The following is a 19555-nucleotide window of genomic DNA, read 5'->3' as shown; positions in this document are numbered from 1 at the left end:
GCTACACAGTGATAGGAACGAAAAAATGAAGATAGCAACGATGAAAACGGGCCTGGCTTCACTGGCGCTGCTGCCAGGTCTGGCGATGGCGGCTCCTGCGGTCGCTGACAAAGCCGATAATGCCTTTATGATGATTTGTACCGCGCTGGTGCTGTTCATGACGATCCCCGGCATTGCCCTGTTCTACGGTGGTTTGATTCGTGGAAAGAACGTGCTGTCAATGCTCACCCAGGTCACCGTGACGTTTGCGCTGGTCTGTATTTTATGGGTTGTTTACGGCTATTCGCTGGCCTTTGGCGAAGGCAATAATTTCTTCGGTAACTTCCACTGGACGATGCTGAAGAATATTGAACTCACGGCGGTGATGGGCAGTTTCTATCAGTATATTCACGTTGCGTTCCAGGGTTCGTTCGCCTGTATCACTGTTGGGCTTATCGTGGGGGCATTGGCTGAGCGTATTCGTTTTTCGGCGGTGCTGATTTTCGTGGTGGTCTGGCTGACGCTTTCCTACATTCCTATTGCGCACATGGTGTGGGGCGGCGGTTTGCTGGCATCGCATGGCGCGCTGGATTTCGCGGGCGGTACCGTGGTGCATATTAACGCGGCGATTGCCGGTCTGGTTGGCGCTTATTTGATCGGCAAACGCGTTGGTTTTGGCAAAGAGGCGTTTAAACCGCATAACCTGCCGATGGTCTTTACCGGTACGGCGATCCTGTATTTTGGCTGGTTCGGTTTTAACGCCGGTTCTGCCAGTGCGGCGAATGAGATCGCGGCGCTGGCTTTCGTCAACACCGTGGTTGCAACGGCAGCGGCGATCCTCGGATGGATATTTGGCGAATGGGCCCTGCGCGGTAAACCGTCTCTGCTGGGGGCCTGTTCTGGCGCCATTGCCGGTCTGGTTGGCGTCACGCCTGCCTGTGGCTACATCGGAGTCGGCGGCGCGTTAATTATTGGCGTTGTGGCGGGGCTGGCGGGATTATGGGGCGTTACAATGCTTAAACGCCTGCTGCGCGTTGACGATCCTTGCGATGTGTTCGGCGTTCACGGCGTATGCGGCATCGTTGGGTGTATCCTGACCGGGGTCTTCGCTTCTCGCTCGCTCGGCGGCGTGGGCTTTGCCGAAGGCGTCACGATGGGGCATCAGGTGCTGGTGCAGTTAGAAAGTATTGGGATTACAATCCTCTGGTCCGGCGTGGTCGCGTTTATCGGTTACAAACTGGCGGATTTAACCGTGGGGCTGCGCGTACCGGAAGAACAAGAGCGCGAGGGGCTGGATGTGAACAGTCACGGCGAGAATGCCTATAACGCGTAACGCAGATTGCCCGGTGGCGCTGTCGCTTACCGGGCCTACAAAAAGCCGGATAAGCGTTAGCGCCATCCGGCTTTTTTCAATTGTGATTACGCATGACCCCTTCCTGCACGGTAGACGCAACCAACACGCCGTCCTGCGTGTAAAACTCACCGCGTACAAAGCCGCGGGCGCTGGAAGCAGAAGTGCTCTCTACGCTGTACAGCAGCCATTCATTCATATTGAACGGGCGATGGAACCACATCGAATGATCGATGGTGGCAATCTGGATCCCTTTTTCGAGAAAACCAATACCGTAAGGCTGCAACGCCACGGGCAGGAAATTAAGATCGGAGGCATAGCCCAGCAAATACTGATGCGCGCGGAGGCTATCCGGCATCGTGCCGTTTGCGCGGATCCAGACCTGACGCGTCGGCTCCGAAACATGGCCTTTTAGCGGATTATGAAATTCGACCGGGCGAATCTCTAAGGGACGATCGCAGAGAAATTTCTCTTTTAACATCGGCGGTAGCAAATGCGCCACTGAGCGGGCAATTTCGGTTTCCGATTTCAGAGATTCCGGCCCAGGTGCGGCAGGCATTTTTTTCTGGTGCTCAAATCCCTCTTCCTGGCCCTGGAAAGAGGCGGTCATGTAAAAGATGGGCTTTCCGTTCTGGATTGCGGCCACCCGGCGGGCGCTAAAACTGTTGCCATCACGTAGCACTTCAACATCGTAAATAATCGGTTTCTGACTATCACCCGGGCGTAAGAAATAGCTGTGGAAAGAGTGTACATGGCGCTCTTCGGCGACGGTTTCCTTGGCGGCACACAGCGCCTGGCCGACAACCTGTCCACCAAAAACCTGACGTAACCCCAGGTCTTCACTTTGTCCCCGAAAGAGTCCTTCTTCAATTTTTTCCAGATTTAACAATGTCAGCAGATTTTTCAGTGCCAGACTCATACTTACTCTCCAGGTAATGACGGCGCCGCAGCGAGATAGCCACAGTATAACGCAATTTTAAAAGTGGTCCGATGGGTGCAATAGTCTGAATAACTGACTTATTTCAGGAAAAAATAGGTAATTTGTGCCAAACTTAATCACGTTATGTGTTTGTTAACCGTGCTCTGTCGAGGAAAAAACCGCGCCGGAGCACGGGTGAGAAGGAGAATTTAATGAAACTTGTGCACATGGTCAGTGGTTTAGCGATGGCGGTTGCTCTGGCGGCCTGCGCAGACAAAAGCGCAGATGTCCAGACACCAGCACCGAACCCAAGCACTTCTGGTGTGGCTGCGAAGCCTGCAATTCAGCAACCCTCGGTTTCAGGTACCGTCTGGATCCGTCAGAAAGTGGCTCTGCCACCGGATGCTGTATTAACCGTGACACTGTCGGATGCCTCACTGGCTGATGCACCGTCGAAAGTGTTGTCGCAGCAGGCGGTCCGTACTGAAGGCAAACAGGCGCCGTTTAGCTTCGTTCTCCCGTTCAACCCTGCAGATGTACAGCCAAACGCCCGGATCCTGCTGAGTGCAGCGATCACCGTAAATGACAAACTGGTATTCATTACCGATACCGTGCAGGAAGTGATTAATCGGGGTGGGACCAAGGCCGATCTGACGCTGGTACCGGTCCAGCAAACGGCAGTGCCGGTGCAGGCTGGAAGTGGGGCGATAGCAACGCCACCTACAGATTACTGATCTGAAATAAACCCTCTTCGACACGGAGAGGGTTAATACACCCAGCGGTATCGTTGTAAATCGATCTGCCCGCTCCCGGAAACCATCACCCCTTCCGACAATAAAGCCTGGCGTTGACGCTGAAGATCAGGACCGGTCAACGAGATCGCGCCGTGGCGGTTAACGACCCTGTGCCAGGGGAGGGCGCTGCCTTCCGGCAACCGTTTTAACACGCCGCCGACCTGGCGAGCGGCACGGGGTGACCCCGCGAGCCGTGCGACATCACCGTAGGTGGTCACAAATCCTTCGGGAATAGAGGCGACAATTTGCCAGACGCGTTGGGGGAAAGAGTCTTGTATATCCATGGTGTATTCCTGCGCTAATCTTTCAGCATAATCCTCAATAGAGGCAGAGTGAAGCCTCATTGCGCAAGAAAGCAGCATCCGATGCAGGATCGGTTGCATTTACCGGGGACAGCAGTGATAATGCGCCTGCGCGTTGGTTAACAACGCTCTCAATGGGGGCTCTGTTGGTTCTCCCGCAACGCTACTCTGTTTACCAGGTCAGATCCGGAAGGAAGCAGCCAGAGCAGACGACGTGTGTGCCGGGATGTAGCTGGCAGGGCCCCCACCCAATTCTGCCGTCCGGCACATCAAATAATCTTACGCATTTTCCCCACACCGGTTTGAAAACGCAACCCGTCCCACAGGGGCTGTAACGTGCTGAATGCTGCGCGTAATGTGTCGTCCGGGTGGGTAAATGGCATCCGCAAGAAGCGATCGAAGGCGCCTGCCAGACCAAAGCGGGTGCCCGTGCCGAGCTGAATACCTGCGCTTTCGGCATGCGTAGCGAACTGGGTGGCTAAAGTATCAGGCAATTCCACCCAAAAAGAGAGTCCTCCCGCAGGCTGGGAAAACGTCCATTCCGGAAAGTGTGTACGCATCAGTTCACCGCATAACGCGCGCCGTCTGGCCAGTTGTTGCCGTCGTTCAGGAAGGAAGGTTCCGGCGTTTTCAATCAGCCAGGCGGTCGCCAGTTGTTCCAGTACGGGCGAACCCAGGTCAAACGTATCGCGGGTTTGCACCAGCGCGGCAATGGTGCGTGACGATGCGCGAACCCAGCCCAGACGCAGACCTCCCCAGAAACTCTTACCTGCTGACCCCAGCATAATAATGGGCGCATCGGCGTTGTAACAGGCGAGAGGTGGCGGTGGAGGGGCATCAAACCAAAGATTCACCATCGTTTCATCCACCACCAGGGTGGTGCGTGTTCTGGCGGCAATGTCCGCCACTGTCTGACGTGTCGCGGCGTCCATACAGCGCCCGGTTGGGTTATGAAAATCCGGTATCAGATAGGCCATTCTTGGCGACGTTTGCGCAATAGTGGCGACCAGACCGGCGGTATCCCAGCCATGCTCAGGTAAAGAGACACCTACCGGACGACACGACGCACCCTGAATAGCCGCGATAGCGAGCGGGTAGGTGGGGTGATCCACGACGACACGATCGCCTGGTCCTGTCAGCAGACGCAGGATCAATGCCAGGCCACTCACCGAGCCATTGACGACTATAATCTCATCCGGGTGAGTGGGCAGCCCTCGTTCGCAGTAGTGCCCGGCAATGGTTTCACGTAGCGACAATAATCCCTGCGGCAAATAGCCCGAACTCAGCAGATGCTGGGGCATTGCACACAGCGCCTGGTGGTAGGCCTGATGAATCTCCGGACCTGCACTTAGCGTGGCAGTGGAAAGATCAAGCGCCATGCCGGTACTGGTGCGGGTGGGCACCCGGTGGATATGTTCTGGCAGGATAACTCGCGAGCCGCTCCCCTGTCGGCTTTCCAGATAACCTTCTTCACGCAGTTGCGCCAGCGCGCTGGCAATGGTGGTTCGGCTCACGTCCAGCACGGCGGCCAGTTCGCGCTCGCCGGGAAGACGGCTATCAAGTGCCAGACGACCATCCAGAATGAGCAGACGCAGCGCACTCGCAAGCTGGCGCCAGAGAGGGATACGTGAAGCGGTTTCCTGCCAGTGTCCGAGCAAGCGCTGCAGAGATTGGCTACCATGACGGCGAGATGACATAACAGTCCACTTTTTGAAAACTGGACATTAATCATAGTGCCAATTGCGGAGAAGATGAACGTTATCTGGCAAGGAGGGGAAATTATGCTGCGTCGATTGGTTCAATTGTATCTGGGGCTGGCGCTTTACGGTGTCTCGACCGCCATGTTTGTGCGTGCGGATTTAGGCGCCGACCCCTGGAATGTTTTTCATCTCGGGGTGGCGAATCTGCTGTCGATGAACATCGGTATTGTGATGATTGGTGTTGGCGTTCTGGTCTTGCTGTTATGGATACCCCTGCGACAACGTCCAGGGCTTGGAACACTGAGCAACGTTATTGTCATCGGCCTGGCGGCAGATGCCGCCCTGGCGATCATGCCTGGATTTGAATCTCTGCTCGTGCGCACTGTTTTGTTAGTTTCTGCGGTGATCGTCAATGCGCTGGCAACCAGTATGTATATTGGCGCAGGCTTTGGCGCCGGTCCGCGTGACGGCCTGATGACAGGGATTCATGCGCGCACTGGCTGGCCCGTGCGCACTATTCGTACGGCGATTGAAGTTTCCGTTTTGTTGAGCGGCTGGCTCCTTGGGGGCGCATTGGGTGTCGGAACCGTGCTGTATGCGCTGGCGATTGGACCATTGATCCAGATTTGCCTGCCCTGGTTTCGTTATTCGCCAGCGGCGCACATGCCGCTGCGAAATGCTTCTACGGCACAGTATCGCAATGGCGACTAAACTTAACTGCGACTGACGCGGCCAGAATTGTCTTGCCGTGCAGTAACACTTCGGAGGTTTATCTCATGAAGTATGTTGATGGTTTTGTGGTTGCCGTACCAGCCGAAAACAAGGAGGCCTACGTGGCAATGGCGGCAAAAGCTGTCCCGCTCTTTAAGGAGTTTGGGGCATTACGCGTTGTTGAGTGCTGGGCCGATGACGTTCCGGACGGCAAACTGACCGATTTCCGGATGGCGGTGAAAGCAGAAGAGCACGAAGAAGTGGTCTTTAGCTGGATTGAATACCCCTCGAAAGAGGTTCGCGACGCGGCGAATCAAAAGATGATGTCGGATCCACGAATGAAAGAGTTTGGCGAGTCGATGCCGTTTGACGGCAAGCGCATGATTTATGGCGGATTCTCTCCCATTCTGGATGACTGATGTGACTGGCTGTGCGGCGTGCCGCCAGCCACCCCGACATCACCGATGTTGTTCAGCCCACAGGATAAACTCTGATTTTGGGAGGGCTTTACTGTATAGCCAACCCTGACCGTATTGCACACCGTGCTCACGCAACCAGCTCTCCTGACGGGGAGTCTCAATACCTTCGGCTACCATCTCCAGTTTGAGGGTTTTTGCCATCTCAATGATGTGCGTCGTGACATTTTTATATTCCAGCGCATCGACAAACGACTTGTCGATTTTAAGGATATCCACTTCCAGATTCTGTAAGTAGCTAAGGCTGGAATAGCCCGTACCAAAATCGTCGATATAGATTGCGTGTCCTGCTTTACGGTATTGGGTAATGATCGGCGCGCAGGTTTTCGGGTCGGCAAACTCGCGTTCTGTCAGTTCCAGCGCGATTTGTGAGGGGGCAACGTGATACCGATTCAGCAGCTTGCTTAAATGCGACGGCAGCGTCTGTGAGGTCAGATCGCTGGACTCAAGGTTGATCGAAATATGCAGCCCGGGGTGCTGTTGCAACCATTTCCCCATCTCCTCAAAGACGGTGTCGATAATCAGATGGCTGAGCGATTCTGACAGTCCGGTCTCTTCTGCCAGCGCGATAAAAATGTCTGGCGACAGGTAGCTGCCATCGGTTTGCGGCCAACGCGCCAGCGCTTCGGCACCGACAACTTTACCGGTACGTAATGAAACAATTGGCTGGTAGTGGACTTTTATATCACGATTTTGAATAGCATCCTGCAGGCGATGATGGGGCGACTGTATACGGCGCAGAATGCGCAGAATAAACGCGGCGCTCAGTAGACCTATTACAAGACCTACCGGGAGCCAAATAAGGGCCTGACGATACCAGTTTTTTTGCAGCGAAAGCGCGGAAGACCAGGTCACAATAGAAATGCGCATTTCCGGGAAAGGCTGGATATTATAGAGCGTCCCATTATTCTCCATATGCTGGTTCGCGGCTTGCTGCAATTGCTGAATAATCTCGGGTTTGAGGCGATCGCTGCTGGCGATCACGATGTTGTGTGCTTCCCCAATAATGGCCGCATCAATTTGCGAGGAACCAAAAGGGATCACGTCAATGAATGATGCAGGGTCAATCATCACGATGTAGCGATCTGTGCCCAACGCAACCATATAGCGCTTTATCCCTAAATCATTCTGTGCCGTTAGCCATGCACGGTAGCCACCCCGGAAGATTTTGCCAGGTTCAGGCAGTGCGGCGGCGTGGCTTTTTTGCTCCAGCGATGAACAGGCAGGAACATTATTCTCCAGATATAGGACTTCCTGAATGTAGCGGTTGCTATAGGATACCCGGCGCATCGCCAGTAAATGCGCATTGCTGCAAGGCTCGCCCTCGAAGCGCTCCATCTGCTTTAGCGCGAGTTTTCCCTGAGAGGCGACTTTATTTGCACGTAAAGCGACACCTGATGAATAGGTATTCAGCTCTTCGATAAATTTCTGTTCAACCTGACGATGTGCCAGCCAAAGGCTTAATCCAACAGGAACAAGGACAGATAAAATAAGCACACCCGTCACCAGGCCGGCCAGATGTCGTGTCGTCACGTTGCTACCTCTATTAACGAAGCGTAGGCAAAGTATATCTGATCGCGAAAGATCTCCTTTCGTTGATGTCGTTATTCTATGATTTTTTTGGATAACTTGTCTTCCATCGCCAGAGAAAGCGTCATTTTGGTTTAATTCCCCCTGATTTAGCAAGGTTGAATTGCCGCTGCTGACAGAGTATTGTTATGTTATAACATTAAATGTGAGGGCGCTATGAAACCTGAAATTCATCCTGTTTATCGCACCGTGGTATTCCATGACACCAGCGTGAATGCATATTTTAAAGTCGGTTCGACCATCCGAACTGAACGGGAAATCGAACTGGAGGGCGTGACATACCCGTATGTCACTATTGATGTTTCTTCCAAATCACATCCGTACTACACCGGAAAACAGAAAACGTTCGACAATGAGGGCAGCGCAGCACGTTTCCAGAAACGTTTTGGGCATTTTATTGGAACAAAGCGGGGATAAGATGAAAGTAGTGAATTCACTTCGCAGTGCAAAGCAACGGCATCCGGATTGCCAGGTCGTCAGACGCAAAGGACGTGTGTATGTGATTTGTAAAACGAATCCGCGTTTTAAAGCGGTACAGGGGCGTAAAAAAAGACGTTAACGGTTTTGCCAACATTTCAGGGAACCCGGTGCGCACCAGGGAAGGGGCGCACTTTTTCTGGCAAAATCAGGGCTACGGGGTTGCCTGAGGGCGTGCAAGCGTAAAAATATCGTAGAAAGAGAGTTCACCTTTACGCGATATCATTTTTTGCAGTTGCGCTTTATGGTCGCTGTCTACACGCGGGGAATGGAGAATGGCGGTGATAAGCGTGGGGGGAACAAAGCGTGTGTTATACCACTCACCGTTATAACAAACTCTAAAATCCAGCACGTCGATATCTTCGTAACGGTAGCGTGGCGCGACGTCAAAAAAGAAAAAGCCATTTAACAATACAAACAAGACCACCAGCAACCAGACGGAATCCACCAGAGTTTCGGACTGGAGCATCACGGCCAGCGTGGCAAACCAGGCGATATACATGCCGACAAACAGTCCAGGATGTTTGCGAATGAAGCTAATGCTAAAACGCGGTCTGTTATCGCGCTTTTCACGCGTGTTGAGATCGTCAATGGTTTCGGTAAGCAGGCGTTGTATTTCTGTCATCTTTTGCCTTCGTGATATCAGCAACATTCAGGGGAACAGCCCATTTTAAAAGGGTGTACCGGATGAAAAAAGTAACAGATTAACCTCAATTTAGCATAACAGTTACATTTCACTTTACAGCGTTTTGATGACGCGAGCCGGATTCCCGCCAACCACCACATTTGCCGGAACGTCTTTAGTCACCACGGCTCCCGATGCAACAACCACATTATCGCCAATGCTCACGCCTGGATTAATCACAGCGCGTCCGCCGATCCAGACGTTGTTTCCGATGGTGACGGGTTTACCCAATTCCCTGCCGCTGTTGCGTTCAGTGGCGTCCAGCGGATGTGTGGCTGTGTAGATATGCACACCGGGGGCAAGCATGCAGTTATCGCCGATATGAATGGGGCAGACATCAAGCATCACGCAGTCGAAGTTAGCGTAGAATTCTTTCCCGAGATAAATGTTATAGCCGTAGTCGCAGCGAAACGAGGGTTCGATACAGGCGCCATTTGCGCGCCCCAGTAATTCATTCAGGATTGCCTGACGTTCATGCTTTTCATCAGGCGAGGTGTGATTGTATCGATGGGTTAACTGACGCGCCCGCAGACTGTCTCTGCGTAAGGTCTCGTCTGCTGGGCGATACATCTCGCCAGCAATCATCTTTTGTTTTTCTTCACTCATCACGCGCTCTCCTGTGGTTTGCCTGAATGTCGCAATACAGTAAAACGCAGCACGTCGAAAGGGAACGTTCCCATTAGGCCGGTGTGATCCAGCTCACGTGAATAAACGTAAGAATTAACAGTAAATACGGAAAATTAGCCTGTCTGGCTGCACGCATGTCTTCCCTGAGAAATGCATAACCAATTAACGAATAAATTTCCAGACCGAGGTGGGGATCTTGTCGTAAAGCTTATTCATCGTCAATTCTGCGAGGCGGTGGTCTGCTGCTGAGTAAAATACAGCCAGTTCATTGTCAGATAATTCATATTTATTTTTCTCAATAACACGTTCAAGCGTGTCAATAGTCTGACAGCGTCGCAAGCGCATCAAATAATCAGTTTTAGTTAATGGTTTATCGGACATAAATCTTACCTATGATTGTAATAGTTTTTAACAAGACAAACTAACAGGATTAGCCCTGGTGGCGTTGACAAAACAGCGAAACAGGCGGTTTCCCGATTTTCGCCATTTCTGAAGATCCTGCGCATTAATGCCATAACTGCTGAACAACATAAACGTGTCGTCCAGATATTCATCTATCTGCGCAATCAGCTTATTGTCCTCATTGTACTTAATTTTATAATTAAGTGCGAAGGTTGCAATATGCTCTATCAGCTCATTAAGCTGGAGATTGATCGCCGATGTTGGGTCGTTAACCCAGCCATGGTTACTTTCTTCAAGGTTTGCAAGGCAGTCATGATACAGGGTTTCACAGAGAAACTTAAGCTGTGCGATATCATGTCTTTTGGGTGAGTATTCATCCATAACGCATCCCCTTCTTAGTGGCTTGAACTAACCGAACACCTTCGGGATGGATACAACTTACTGACCTGGAACTTACCCTCATCTCCTGATGATTTAACTATAATCCACTCTAAAAAAGATTTCATCGTCATATTACGAAAAATTACAATTAGGGCGAATTAGGTCACTGCAGCCAATTTTACCCATTTTAGCAGACATATGCGCTGGCGCGGAATGAGGAAAAATCTTTATTACGTTTGCAATTCATCAAGTTACCCCCTTTGGACGTCACAACTTGTGCTAACTGCTTGTCGCAACATAGAAAGTACCAGGAATAGTCTTAATATTTCTTAATTAATAAGAATATAAGAAATTACCAAACAGTTCAGGAATAGCCTTTGGCAATCTATGGATTATATGCCTTATTTATCCTGGATAAAATAAATGAACTGACAATAAGCGTTTTTTATGAATTTTATCCAATAAAAAGGCCGCTTGCGCGGCCTTTGTTAAGAGGATGAATTAGTGATTCTCTACCGAATGGCTATGTTCAATGTCTTCATTCTTGCGGCTAAAGCGGCGGCGAACCACCACAAAGAAGACCGGCACGAAGAAGATTGCCAGAACGGTTGCGGTAACCATCCCGCCCATTACGCCTGTACCAACGGCGTTCTGCGCGCCGGAACCTGCGCCGGAGCTGATTACCAGCGGCATAACCCCCAGGATAAACGCCAGAGACGTCATCAGAATGGGGCGTAAACGCATACGAACGGCGTCCAGCGTTGCCTCAATCAGACCTTTACCTTCTTTATCCATTAAGTCTTTGGCGAATTCGACGATCAATATCGCGTTCTTCGCCGACAACCCAATGGTTGTCAACAGGCCTACCTGGAAGTAAACGTCGTTGGTCAGGCCGCGGAAGGTGGCGGCAAGCAATGCACCGATAACACCCAGCGGAACCACCAGCATGACGGAGAACGGAATTGACCAGCTCTCGTACAGCGCTGCCAGACACAAGAACACGACAATCAGTGAAATTGCATACAGGGCAGGGGCCTGGTTGCCTGACAAGCGTTCCTGATAAGACATACCTGTCCAGTCATAACCGATACCGGATGGCAGTTTGCTGGCCAGCTGTTCCATCATCGCCATGGCTTCACCGGTACTCTTACCTTCTGCTGCCTGGCCGAGAATTTCCATTGAAGGCAGGCCGTTATAGCGTTCCAGACGCGGTGAACCGTATTCCCAGCGAGAAGTGGAGAAGGCGGAGAACGGTACCATCTGTCCATTGCTACCACGCACATACCAGTTACCAATATCTTCCGGCAACATACGGTATTTGGCTTCAGACATGACGTAAACTTTCTTCACACGACCGCGGTCGATAAAGTCGTTTACGTAGCTTCCGCCCCAAGCTGCGCCAAGCGTTGTATTAATGTCACTGATAGAAACGCCAAGTGCCTGCGCTTTTTCCTGATCGATGTCGATCTTGAATTGCGGGGTATCTTCCAAACCGTTAGGACGTACGCCAACCAACAGATCAGGATGCTTAGCCACTTCGCCAAACAGCTGGTTACGCGCCTGGGTCAGTTTCTCGTGACCCAATCCCGCCTGGTCAATCAGCTGGAAGTCAAAGCCGGTCGCTGTACCCAGTTCAACAATCGCAGGCAGGTTAAAGGCAAATACCATGGCGTCTTTAATCTTCGAAAACGCCCCCATGGCTCGACCCGTAATTGCCTCTACCTTGTTCTCTTTACCCGGACGTTGACTCCAGTCTTTCAGAGAGACGAACGCGATACCGGTGTTCTGACCACGACCCGCAAAACCGAAGCCGTTAACGGCAAAGACCGATTCAACGTTGTCTTTTTCTTTGGTCAGATAGTAGTCCGAGACTTCGTCCAGCACCTTCTGCGTACGCTCCTGAGTCGCACCCGCCGGTAGCTGGGCCATCGTCATGAATACGCCCTGATCTTCATCAGGTAAGAAGGAGCTTGGCAGGCGAACGAACAGGTATGCCATACCGACCACAATGATCAGATAGAGCAGCAGATAACGACCGGTGCTGCGCAGAATGTTGCCTACGCTGTCGGTGTAATGGTTCGTACTCTTATCAAACATGCGGTTAAACCAGCCGAAGAAGCCTTTCTTGCCTTCGCCGTGATCGCCTTTGGCGATAGGTTTGAGCATGGTGGCGCACAGGGCTGGCGTCAGGATCAAGGCCACCAGTACCGACAAGGCCATTGCCGAAACGATGGTGATAGAGAACTGACGATAAATTGCACCGGTGGAGCCGCCAAAGAAGGCCATCGGAATAAATACCGCAGACAGTACCATCGCGATACCAACCAGTGCGCCCTGAATCTGGCTCATGGATTTACGCGTGGCTTCTTTTGGCGGCAGGCCTTCTTCCGCCATAACACGTTCAACGTTCTCGACCACCACGATGGCGTCATCCACCAACAGGCCGATGGCGAGCACCATCCCGAACATCGTTAGGGTGTTTATCGAGAAGCCGAATATCGCGAGGATGGCGAAGGTACCCAACAGGACCACCGGAACAGCAATGGTCGGAATCAACGTCGCGCGGAAGTTCTGCAGGAACAGATACATTACCAGGAACACGAGGATGATAGCTTCCGCCAGTGTTTTCACCACTTCGTGAATAGAGATCTTCACGAAGGGAGTGGTGTCATACGGGTAAACAATCTTCAGACCCGATGGGAAGAACGGCTCCATCTTTTTCAGTTCGGCGCGGATCGCTGCAGCGGTATCCAGCGCGTTTGCGCCGGTCGCCAGTTTGATCCCCAGACCGGAGGCCGGTTTGCCGTTGAACTTCGCAATAATGTCGTAGTTCTCGCCACCCAGCTCCACTTTCGCGACGTCACGCAGGCGAACCTGAGAACCATCCTGATTCACTTTCAGCAGAATTTTGCTGAACTCATCGGCGGAGGTCAGACGCGTTTGCGCGATAATTGATGCGTTAAGTTGCTGGCCTTTCACCGGCGGCGTACCACCCAACTGACCGGCAGCAACCTGGGCGTTTTGCGCTTTGATTGCGGTAATCACATCAACCGGCGTCAGCTGGAAGTCGTTCAGTTTGTTCGGGTCCATCCAGATACGCATTGCGTACTGAGAACCGAACAGCTGAACGTCACCCACACCGGACGTACGGCTGATGGCGTCTTTCATGTTGGCACCGACGTAATCCGAGATATCTTCCTGAGTCATGGTGCCGTCAGTGTTAATGACGCCCACGACCATCAGGAAGCTACTGGATGATTTCTCAACGCTAACACCCTGTTGTTGAACTTCCTGAGGAAGTAACGGCATTGCCAGTTGCAGTTTGTTCTGCACCTGAACCTGTGCGATATCCGCATCGGTACCAGACTGGAAGGTTAAGATGATCTGCACGGTACCCGTGGAGTCACTGTTTGAGGACATGTACATCAGGTTATCGATACCGTTCATATTCTGTTCGATAACCTGTGTCACAGTGTCCTGCACTGTTTTGGCATCCGCGCCAGGGTAGGTCGCGGATATCGATACTGCTGGTGGCGCAATCGTAGGATATTGCGCTACCGGCAGCTTGAGGATCGCGAGTCCCCCTGCCAACATGATGATGATGGCGATCACCCACGCAAATATAGGGCGATCGATAAAGAAATTAGGCATGTCTTAACGGCTCCTGTTTAAGTTAAGACTTAGACTGTTCAGGCTGGCTTCCGCTCGCGGCTTGCTGTTCGTTATCAGCAGCCACTTCTTGTGCTTTTACCTGCGCGCCAGGACGCACTTTTTGCAGCCCACTTACAATCACGCGGTCGCCCGACTTAAGACCTTCAGTCACCAACCACTTGTCGCCGATCGCCTGAGTAGCGACGATCTGACGGGTTTCCACTTTGTCATCCGCACCAACAACCAGTGCACTGGCTTCACCACGCGGGGTACGCGTCACACCCTGCTGCGGAACCAGAAGTGCGGTTGGATTCGTCCCTTCTTCCAGACGAGCGCGAACGAACATGCCTGGCAGCAAGGTGTGATCCGGGTTCGGGAAGATAGCGCGTAACGTAATCGACCCAGTGGTTTGGTCAACGGTCACGTCAGAGAACTCCAGCGTACCGGATTGCGGGAATTTAATGCCGTCGTTGGTAACCAGATCGACCTTGGCTTTCCCGTTCTCCTGCTTCAGCGTGCCATTCGCCAACTCTTGCTTGAGACGCAGGAAATCATTGCTCGACTGTGTCACATCGACATAGATAGGGTCGAGTTGCTGGACGGTGGCAAGCGCAGTGGCCTGGCCATTCTGTACCAGTGCACCTTCAGTGACAGACGATTTACCAATGCGACCGCTGATCGGCGAGGTCACTTTGGTGTAGGCCAGATTGATACGTGCGGATTCGACGGCGGCTTTTGCGGCCACAACAGCGGCATTCGCCTGTTGTGCATCCGCCTGCGCGGTATCGTAATCCTGCTGACTGATGTACTTGGTGCCCAACAGTTTCTGGTAACGCTTAACGGTCAGCTGTGCGATGTTCGCCGCCGCCTGCGCTTTGGCTAAATCACCTTTTGCACTTTCGTAAGCTGCCTGATAAGTCGCAGGATCAATCTGATAGAGAGACACACCTGCTTCGACGTCACCGCCTTCCGTGAAATTACGCTTCAGGATAATACCGCTTACCTGAGGGCGAACTTCCGCAATACGGAAAGCGCTGGTGCGACCCGGGAGTTCAGTCGTTATCTGCAGAGGTTCAGTTTTGAGCGTCACAACTCCAACTTCTGGCTTCTGCTGGCCCCCTTTTTGGGCCTCTTTGTCGTCACATCCTGTTAGCGCTAAGCTGCCTGAGAGCATCAGAACGACCGCCAGAGGCGTTAACCCTCTGTTTTTGTTCATATGTAAACCTCGAGTGTCCGATTTCAAATTGATCAATGGTCTAGCCCATAAACCCATTACTGCGTTTATATTATCGTCGTGCTATGGTACATACATTCACAAATGTATGTAAATCTAACGCCTGTAAATTCACCAACATATGGCACGAAAAACCAAACAACAAGCGCTGGTAACACGACAACACATACTGGATGTAGCTCTGCGTCTGTTCTCGCAACAAGGTGTATCATCCACCTCGCTCGTGGAGATTGCAAAAGCTGCTGGCGTCACGCGCGGTGCAATCTATTGGCATTTCAAAAACAAGTCGGATTTATTTAGCGAAATCTGGGAACTATCAGAATCCAATATTGGTGAGCTTGAGATTGAGTATCAGGCAAAATTCCCCGACGATCCACTATCAGTATTAAGAGAGATTCTAGTCTATCTTCTTGAAGCCACTGTGACAGAAGAGCGCCGACGGCTGCTGATGGAGATTATATTCCATAAATGCGAGTTCGTTGGAGAGATGGTTGTCGTTCAGCAGGCCCAGCGAAGCATCTGTCTGGAAAGTTATGATCGCATTGAACAAACGCTAATGCATTGTATTAATTCGCAAATGCTACCCGAAAATCTTAACACCCGCCGGGCGGCGATATTAATGCGCAGTTATATCTCCGGCATAATGGAAAACTGGTTATTCGCCCCGCAGTCTTTTGACCTTAAAAAGGAGGCGCGCGATTATGTCGCTATTCTGTTGGAGATGTATCAATTTTGTCCAACGCTGCGGGTACCGTTATCTGGCGAAACGCCCTGAAACCCTTTCCAGGATTTTTCCTGGACGCTTTTCATCCTGCTATTTTGTCTGTCTGAGCCGTGATATTCTTGCGGCCTGACTATTTTCGGTCGTTCTTTCGGTTCAGAAACCTTCATTCTCATGACTATGTTGCAGCTTAATAAACGTTTACAGCATCTTGTTTTTATAACCTTTTTTTTCTTCATCCTGCTGCTGTCCTGCCAGTCATCTGCATTTGCGCGCGCGCAATCGAATGGTGACCTGCCGACGAAAGCCGATGTGCAAAGCCAGTTGGACGCGCTGAGCAAACAAAAAGACCTCTCTGCGCAGGACAAGCTGGTACAGCAGGATCTTCTTGAGACACTGGAGACGCTCGATAAAATTGAGCGGGTGAAAGATGAGACCGTTCAGTTGCGTCAGAAAGTGGCGCAGGCTCCGGAAAAAATGCGCCAGGCGTCTGATGCGCTCAATGCGCTGAGCGACGTCGACAATGATGATGAAACGCGAAAAACACTTAGCACACTCTCATTGCGTCAGCTTGAATTGCGCGTTGCGCAATTACTGGATGATTTGCAAAGCGCGCAAAACGATCTGGCGGCCTATAACAGCCAACTCGTTTCCCTCCAGACGCAGCCAGAGCGGGTACAAAACGCCATGTACACCGCCTCACAGCAGCTGCAACAAATTCGTAATCGACTGGATGGCACCAATGTGGGCGAAGCGGCGCTCCGCCCAAGCCAGCAGGTGCTGCTCCTGACGCAGCAAGTGTTGCTCAATGCGCAGATAGATCAACAGCGTAAGAGTCTGGAAGGCAATACGGTCTTGCAGGATACCCTGCAAAAGCAGCGTGATTATGTGACGGCAAACAGCAACCGACTGGAACACCAGCTTCAGCTGTTACAGGAAGCGGTAAACAGTAAACGCCTTACGTTGACGGAAAAAACGGCGCAGGAAGCGGTCAATCCGGATGAGACAACGCGTATTCAGGCGAACCCGCTGGTGAATCAGGAGCTGGAGATCAACCACCAACTGAGCCAGCGGCTGATCTCTGCCACGGAAAACGGCAACTCGCTGATGCAGCAAAATATTAAGGTCAAAAACTGGCTTGACCGCGCGCTGCAATCAGAACGCAATATTAAGGAACAAATCGCGGTCCTCAAAGGCAGCCTGCTGTTGTCTCGTATCCTTTATCAGCAACAGCAAACCCTGCCGTCAGCCGACGAATTGAAAGACATGACCAACCGCATTGCGGATTTGCGTCTTGAGCAATTTGAAGTCAACCAGCAGCGTGACGCGCTGTTTCAGAGCGATGCCTTTGTCGCCAAACTGGAAGAAGGGCACGCCAAAGAGGTTAATGATGAGGTTCACGACGCGCTGCTACAGGTAGTCGAAATGCGCCGTGAACTGCTCGATCAGCTGAACAAACAGCTGGGCAATCAATTGATGATGGCCATTAACCTGCAGATCAATCAGCAGCAGTTAATGAGCGTCTCCAAAAACCTGAAAGAGATCCTCACTCAGCAGATTTTCTGGGTTAACAGTAACCGCCCGATGGACTGGGACTGGATTAAAGCCTTCCCACAGACGCTGAAAGATCAGTTTAAGTCGATGAAAATCACCGTGAACTGGGAAAAGGCCTGGCCTGCGGTGTTTATTGCTTTTCTGGCGGGATTACCCTTATTACTGATCGCCGGTCTCATACGCTGGCGGCTAGGATGGCTCAAAGCATACCAGCAGAAATTAGCCGCAGCGGTAGGGTCATTACGTAATGACAGCCAGCTCAACACGCCAAAAGCGATTCTCATCGATCTGATTCGCGCCTTACCGGTGTGTCTGGTCATCCTTGCCGCCGGTCTGATCCTGCTCACCATGCAGCTTAACATCAGCGATCTCCTGTGGGCGTTCAGTAAAAAAATGGCGCTTTTCTGGCTGGTGTTTGGATTGTGCTGGAAAGTGCTGGAGAAAGAGGGCGTCGCAGTACGCCACTTTGGTATGCCAGCACAGCTGACCAGCCACTGGCGTCGTCAGATCGTGCGTATCAGCCTTGCGTTACTGCCCCTGAATTTTTGGTCTGTGGTGGCGGAGCTTTCGCCCCTGCATCTGATGGACGATGTGCTGGGTCAGGTGGTCATTTTCCTGAACCTGCTGCTGATTGCTTTCCTGGTGTGGCCGATGTGCCGTGAAAGCTGGCGCGACAAGGAATCGCACGGACTGCGACTGGTCACCATCACGGTGTTATCAATCGTGCCTATTGCGCTGATGGTCTTAACGGCGACCGGTTATTTCTATACGACGCTGCGTCTGTCAGGTCGCTGGATTGAAACGGTCTATCTGGTGATTATCTGGAACCTGCTGTACCAGACGGTCTTGCGTGGATTGAGCGTTGCCGCCCGCCGTATTGCCTGGCGTCGCGCACTGGCGCGTCGTCAGAATCTGGTCAAAGAAGGCGCGGAAGGTGCCGAGCCGCAGGAAGAGCCGACCATTGCGCTCGAACAGGTTAACCAGCAAACGCTGCGTATCACCATGTTGCTGATGATCGCGCTGTTCGGCGTGCTGTTCTGGGCAATTTGGTCTGATTTGATCACCGTGTTCAGCTATCTCGATAGCATCACGCTCTGGCATTACAACGGTACGGAAGCGGGCGCAGCGGTGGTGAAAAACGTCACCATGGGCAGTCTGCTGTTTGCCATTATCGCCTCCATGGTGGCCTGGGCGCTGATCCGCAACTTACCGGGGTTACTGGAAGTGCTGGTGCTCTCGCGCCTGAAAATGCGCCAGGGCGCGTCTTACGCCATCACCACGATCCTCAATTATGCGATCATTGCCATTGGCGCAATGACGGTGTTTGGATCGCTTGGTGTGTCGTGGGACAAACTGCAGTGGCTGGCAGCGGCCCTGTCGGTCGGTCTTGGTTTTGGTTTGCAGGAGATCTTCGGTAACTTTGTTTCGGGTCTGATTATTCTGTTCGAACGCCCGGTACGTATTGGGGATACGGTCACGATCGGTACCTTCTCTGGAACGGTAAGCAAGATCCGCATTCGCGCCACCACCATTACTGACTTTGATCGTAAAGAGGTGATCATCCCGAATAAAGCGTTTGTGACCGAGCGTCTCATCAACTGGTCGCTCTCGGATACCACCACACGTCTGGTGATCCGTCTTGGCGTGGCCTACGGTTCGGATCTGGACAAAGTGAAAAAAGTGCTGTTGCAGGCAGCGGCGGAACACCCGAAAGTGATGCACGATCCGGAACCGGCGGTATTCTTTACCACCTTTGGCCCCAGCACGCTGGATCACGAGCTGCGTTTATATGTGCGTGAACTGCGCGATCGTAGCCATACGGTAGATGAACTGAACCGTGCTATCGATCGTCTGTGCCGTGAAAACAACATCGACATCGCCTTTAACCAGCTTGAAGTGCATCTGCGCAACGAGAAAGGGGATGAGGTGACAGAAGTGAAACGCGAGATCAAAGGCGACGATCCGACGCCAGCGATAGGGTAAACACGTTCTCTTCTTCCA

18 protein-coding genes and 1 other RNA gene are annotated in these 19555 nt (G+C 52.0%); 9 read left to right on the top strand and 10 right to left on the bottom strand.

Going from position 1 to position 19555, the window contains the following annotated elements; all coding sequences use genetic code 11:
* The first annotated feature begins 25 nt into the window (after nt 1–25).
* The gene (gene amtB, locus JM656_RS16145) at nt 26–1312 is read left to right on the top strand and encodes an ammonium transporter AmtB (protein ID WP_203358653.1); all 1287 of its coding nucleotides are present in this window, start codon (nt 26–28) and stop codon (nt 1310–1312) included.
* A gap of 76 nt (nt 1313–1388) precedes the next feature.
* Here the strand turns inward: amtB and tesB are convergent, their stop codons facing one another.
* The gene (gene tesB / locus JM656_RS16140) at nt 1389–2249 is read right to left on the bottom strand and encodes an acyl-CoA thioesterase II (RefSeq protein WP_203358652.1); all 861 of its coding nucleotides are present in this window, start codon (nt 2247–2249) and stop codon (nt 1389–1391) included.
* Nucleotides 2250–2461: 212 nt separating this feature from the next.
* Between tesB and JM656_RS16135 the strand changes: the two genes are divergently transcribed.
* Complete coding sequence (locus JM656_RS16135; RefSeq protein WP_203358651.1) at nt 2462–2983, top strand: YbaY family lipoprotein; 522 nt, start codon at nt 2462–2464, stop codon at nt 2981–2983.
* A 32-nt stretch (nt 2984–3015) separates the two neighbouring features.
* Here the strand turns inward: JM656_RS16135 and JM656_RS16130 are convergent, their stop codons facing one another.
* A complete protein-coding gene (locus JM656_RS16130) occupies nt 3016–3405 on the bottom strand; it encodes an MGMT family protein (protein WP_203361307.1) in 390 nt (129 codons plus the stop codon).
* 84 nt (nt 3406–3489) lie between these two features.
* Between JM656_RS16130 and ffs the strand changes: the two genes are divergently transcribed.
* An RNA gene (gene ffs, locus JM656_RS16125) (signal recognition particle sRNA small type) lies at nt 3490–3586 on the top strand.
* A gap of 28 nt (nt 3587–3614) precedes the next feature.
* Here ffs and JM656_RS16120 read toward each other — a convergent pair.
* Complete coding sequence (locus JM656_RS16120; RefSeq protein WP_203358650.1) at nt 3615–5042, bottom strand: PLP-dependent aminotransferase family protein; 1428 nt, start codon at nt 5040–5042, stop codon at nt 3615–3617.
* Between the two features lie 84 nt (nt 5043–5126).
* Between JM656_RS16120 and JM656_RS16115 the strand changes: the two genes are divergently transcribed.
* Together JM656_RS16115 and JM656_RS16110 are read left to right on the top strand one after the other, a co-directional pair.
* On the top strand, nt 5127–5756 hold the full coding sequence (locus JM656_RS16115) for a YitT family protein (RefSeq protein WP_203358649.1): 630 nt from the start codon (nt 5127–5129) through the stop codon (nt 5754–5756).
* Nucleotides 5757–5821: 65 nt separating this feature from the next.
* The gene (locus tag JM656_RS16110) at nt 5822–6175 is read left to right on the top strand and encodes a DUF1428 domain-containing protein (RefSeq protein ID WP_192611401.1); all 354 of its coding nucleotides are present in this window, start codon (nt 5822–5824) and stop codon (nt 6173–6175) included.
* A gap of 39 nt (nt 6176–6214) precedes the next feature.
* Here JM656_RS16110 and JM656_RS16105 read toward each other — a convergent pair whose 3' ends face one another.
* Nucleotides 6215–7765, bottom strand: coding sequence for an EAL domain-containing protein (locus tag JM656_RS16105; protein ID WP_203358648.1), 1551 nt, complete (start codon nt 7763–7765; stop codon nt 6215–6217).
* Between the two features lie 213 nt (nt 7766–7978).
* On the opposite strand from JM656_RS16105, the gene JM656_RS16100 reads away from it, so the two are divergent.
* Together JM656_RS16100 and ykgO are read left to right on the top strand one after the other, a co-directional pair.
* A complete protein-coding gene (locus tag JM656_RS16100) occupies nt 7979–8239 on the top strand; it encodes a type B 50S ribosomal protein L31 (protein ID WP_203358647.1) in 261 nt (86 codons plus the stop codon).
* A gap of 1 nt (nt 8240) precedes the next feature.
* Nucleotides 8241–8381, top strand: coding sequence for a type B 50S ribosomal protein L36 (ykgO, locus tag JM656_RS16095; protein ID WP_192611404.1), 141 nt, complete (start codon nt 8241–8243; stop codon nt 8379–8381).
* A gap of 72 nt (nt 8382–8453) precedes the next feature.
* On the opposite strand, the gene JM656_RS16090 is transcribed toward ykgO, so the two are convergent.
* From JM656_RS16090 to acrA, 6 genes are all read right to left on the bottom strand, one after another.
* Complete coding sequence (locus JM656_RS16090; protein ID WP_203358646.1) at nt 8454–8924, bottom strand: YlaC family protein; 471 nt, start codon at nt 8922–8924, stop codon at nt 8454–8456.
* Nucleotides 8925–9038: 114 nt separating this feature from the next.
* On the bottom strand, nt 9039–9590 hold the full coding sequence (gene maa, locus JM656_RS16085; RefSeq protein WP_203358645.1) for a maltose O-acetyltransferase: 552 nt from the start codon (nt 9588–9590) through the stop codon (nt 9039–9041).
* Nucleotides 9591–9773: 183 nt separating this feature from the next.
* A complete protein-coding gene (locus JM656_RS16080; RefSeq protein ID WP_002892050.1) occupies nt 9774–9992 on the bottom strand; it encodes an HHA domain-containing protein in 219 nt (72 codons plus the stop codon).
* 27 nt (nt 9993–10019) lie between these two features.
* Nucleotides 10020–10394 carry an Hha toxicity modulator TomB gene (gene tomB, locus JM656_RS16075; protein WP_012133514.1) on the bottom strand — a complete coding sequence of 125 codons (375 nt, stop codon included), beginning with the start codon at nt 10392–10394 and terminating at the stop codon, nt 10020–10022.
* A 501-nt stretch (nt 10395–10895) separates the two neighbouring features.
* Nucleotides 10896–14045 (bottom strand): efflux RND transporter permease AcrB, encoded by a 3150-nt coding sequence (gene acrB / locus JM656_RS16070; protein WP_203358644.1) that lies wholly within the window; start codon nt 14043–14045, stop codon nt 10896–10898.
* 22 nt (nt 14046–14067) lie between these two features.
* Nucleotides 14068–15261, bottom strand: a complete 1194-nt coding sequence (gene acrA, locus JM656_RS16065; protein ID WP_203358643.1) for a multidrug efflux RND transporter periplasmic adaptor subunit AcrA — start codon at nt 15259–15261, stop codon at nt 14068–14070.
* Nucleotides 15262–15400: 139 nt separating this feature from the next.
* On the opposite strand from acrA, the gene acrR reads away from it, so the two are divergent.
* Both acrR and mscK read left to right on the top strand, forming a co-directional pair.
* On the top strand, nt 15401–16054 hold the full coding sequence (gene acrR, locus JM656_RS16060) for a multidrug efflux transporter transcriptional repressor AcrR (protein WP_203358642.1): 654 nt from the start codon (nt 15401–15403) through the stop codon (nt 16052–16054).
* Between the two features lie 120 nt (nt 16055–16174).
* Entirely contained in the window at nt 16175–19537 is a 3363-nt protein-coding gene (gene mscK / locus JM656_RS16055) for a mechanosensitive channel MscK (RefSeq protein ID WP_203358641.1), read from the top strand.
* Nucleotides 19538–19555 lie beyond the last annotated feature (18 nt).

The sequence above is a fragment of the Citrobacter sp. R56 genome, assembly GCF_016811995.1.
GTDB lineage: Bacteria > Pseudomonadota > Gammaproteobacteria > Enterobacterales > Enterobacteriaceae > Citrobacter_D > Citrobacter_D enshiensis.
The sequence above is the reverse complement of the archived record's forward strand: the minus strand, read 5'-3'. Positions and strand labels throughout refer to the sequence as shown.

What these genes read in the sequence shown, in the direction of transcription:
- JM656_RS16115 (WP_203358649.1), top strand. Translation starts at nt 5,127, where the DNA reads ATGCTGCGTCGATTGGTTCAATTGTATCTGGGGCTGGCGCTTTACGGT.
- mscK (WP_203358641.1), top strand. Translation starts at nt 16,175, where the DNA reads ATGACTATGTTGCAGCTTAATAAACGTTTACAGCATCTTGTTTTTATA.
- maa (WP_203358645.1), bottom strand. Translation starts at nt 9,590, where the DNA reads ATGAGTGAAGAAAAACAAAAGATGATTGCTGGCGAGATGTATCGCCCA.
- JM656_RS16120 (WP_203358650.1), bottom strand. Translation starts at nt 5,042, where the DNA reads ATGTCATCTCGCCGTCATGGTAGCCAATCTCTGCAGCGCTTGCTCGGA.
- JM656_RS16090 (WP_203358646.1), bottom strand. Translation starts at nt 8,924, where the DNA reads ATGACAGAAATACAACGCCTGCTTACCGAAACCATTGACGATCTCAAC.
- acrA (WP_203358643.1), bottom strand. Translation starts at nt 15,261, where the DNA reads ATGAACAAAAACAGAGGGTTAACGCCTCTGGCGGTCGTTCTGATGCTC.
- tesB (WP_203358652.1), bottom strand. Translation starts at nt 2,249, where the DNA reads ATGAGTCTGGCACTGAAAAATCTGCTGACATTGTTAAATCTGGAAAAA.
- tomB (WP_012133514.1), bottom strand. Translation starts at nt 10,394, where the DNA reads ATGGATGAATACTCACCCAAAAGACATGATATCGCACAGCTTAAGTTT.
- JM656_RS16130 (WP_203361307.1), bottom strand. Translation starts at nt 3,405, where the DNA reads ATGCTGCTTTCTTGCGCAATGAGGCTTCACTCTGCCTCTATTGAGGAT.
- amtB (WP_203358653.1), top strand. Translation starts at nt 26, where the DNA reads ATGAAGATAGCAACGATGAAAACGGGCCTGGCTTCACTGGCGCTGCTG.
- JM656_RS16110 (WP_192611401.1), top strand. Translation starts at nt 5,822, where the DNA reads ATGAAGTATGTTGATGGTTTTGTGGTTGCCGTACCAGCCGAAAACAAG.
- acrB (WP_203358644.1), bottom strand. Translation starts at nt 14,045, where the DNA reads ATGCCTAATTTCTTTATCGATCGCCCTATATTTGCGTGGGTGATCGCC.
- JM656_RS16080 (WP_002892050.1), bottom strand. Translation starts at nt 9,992, where the DNA reads ATGTCCGATAAACCATTAACTAAAACTGATTATTTGATGCGCTTGCGA.
- JM656_RS16100 (WP_203358647.1), top strand. Translation starts at nt 7,979, where the DNA reads ATGAAACCTGAAATTCATCCTGTTTATCGCACCGTGGTATTCCATGAC.
- ykgO (WP_192611404.1), top strand. Translation starts at nt 8,241, where the DNA reads ATGAAAGTAGTGAATTCACTTCGCAGTGCAAAGCAACGGCATCCGGAT.
- acrR (WP_203358642.1), top strand. Translation starts at nt 15,401, where the DNA reads ATGGCACGAAAAACCAAACAACAAGCGCTGGTAACACGACAACACATA.
- JM656_RS16135 (WP_203358651.1), top strand. Translation starts at nt 2,462, where the DNA reads ATGAAACTTGTGCACATGGTCAGTGGTTTAGCGATGGCGGTTGCTCTG.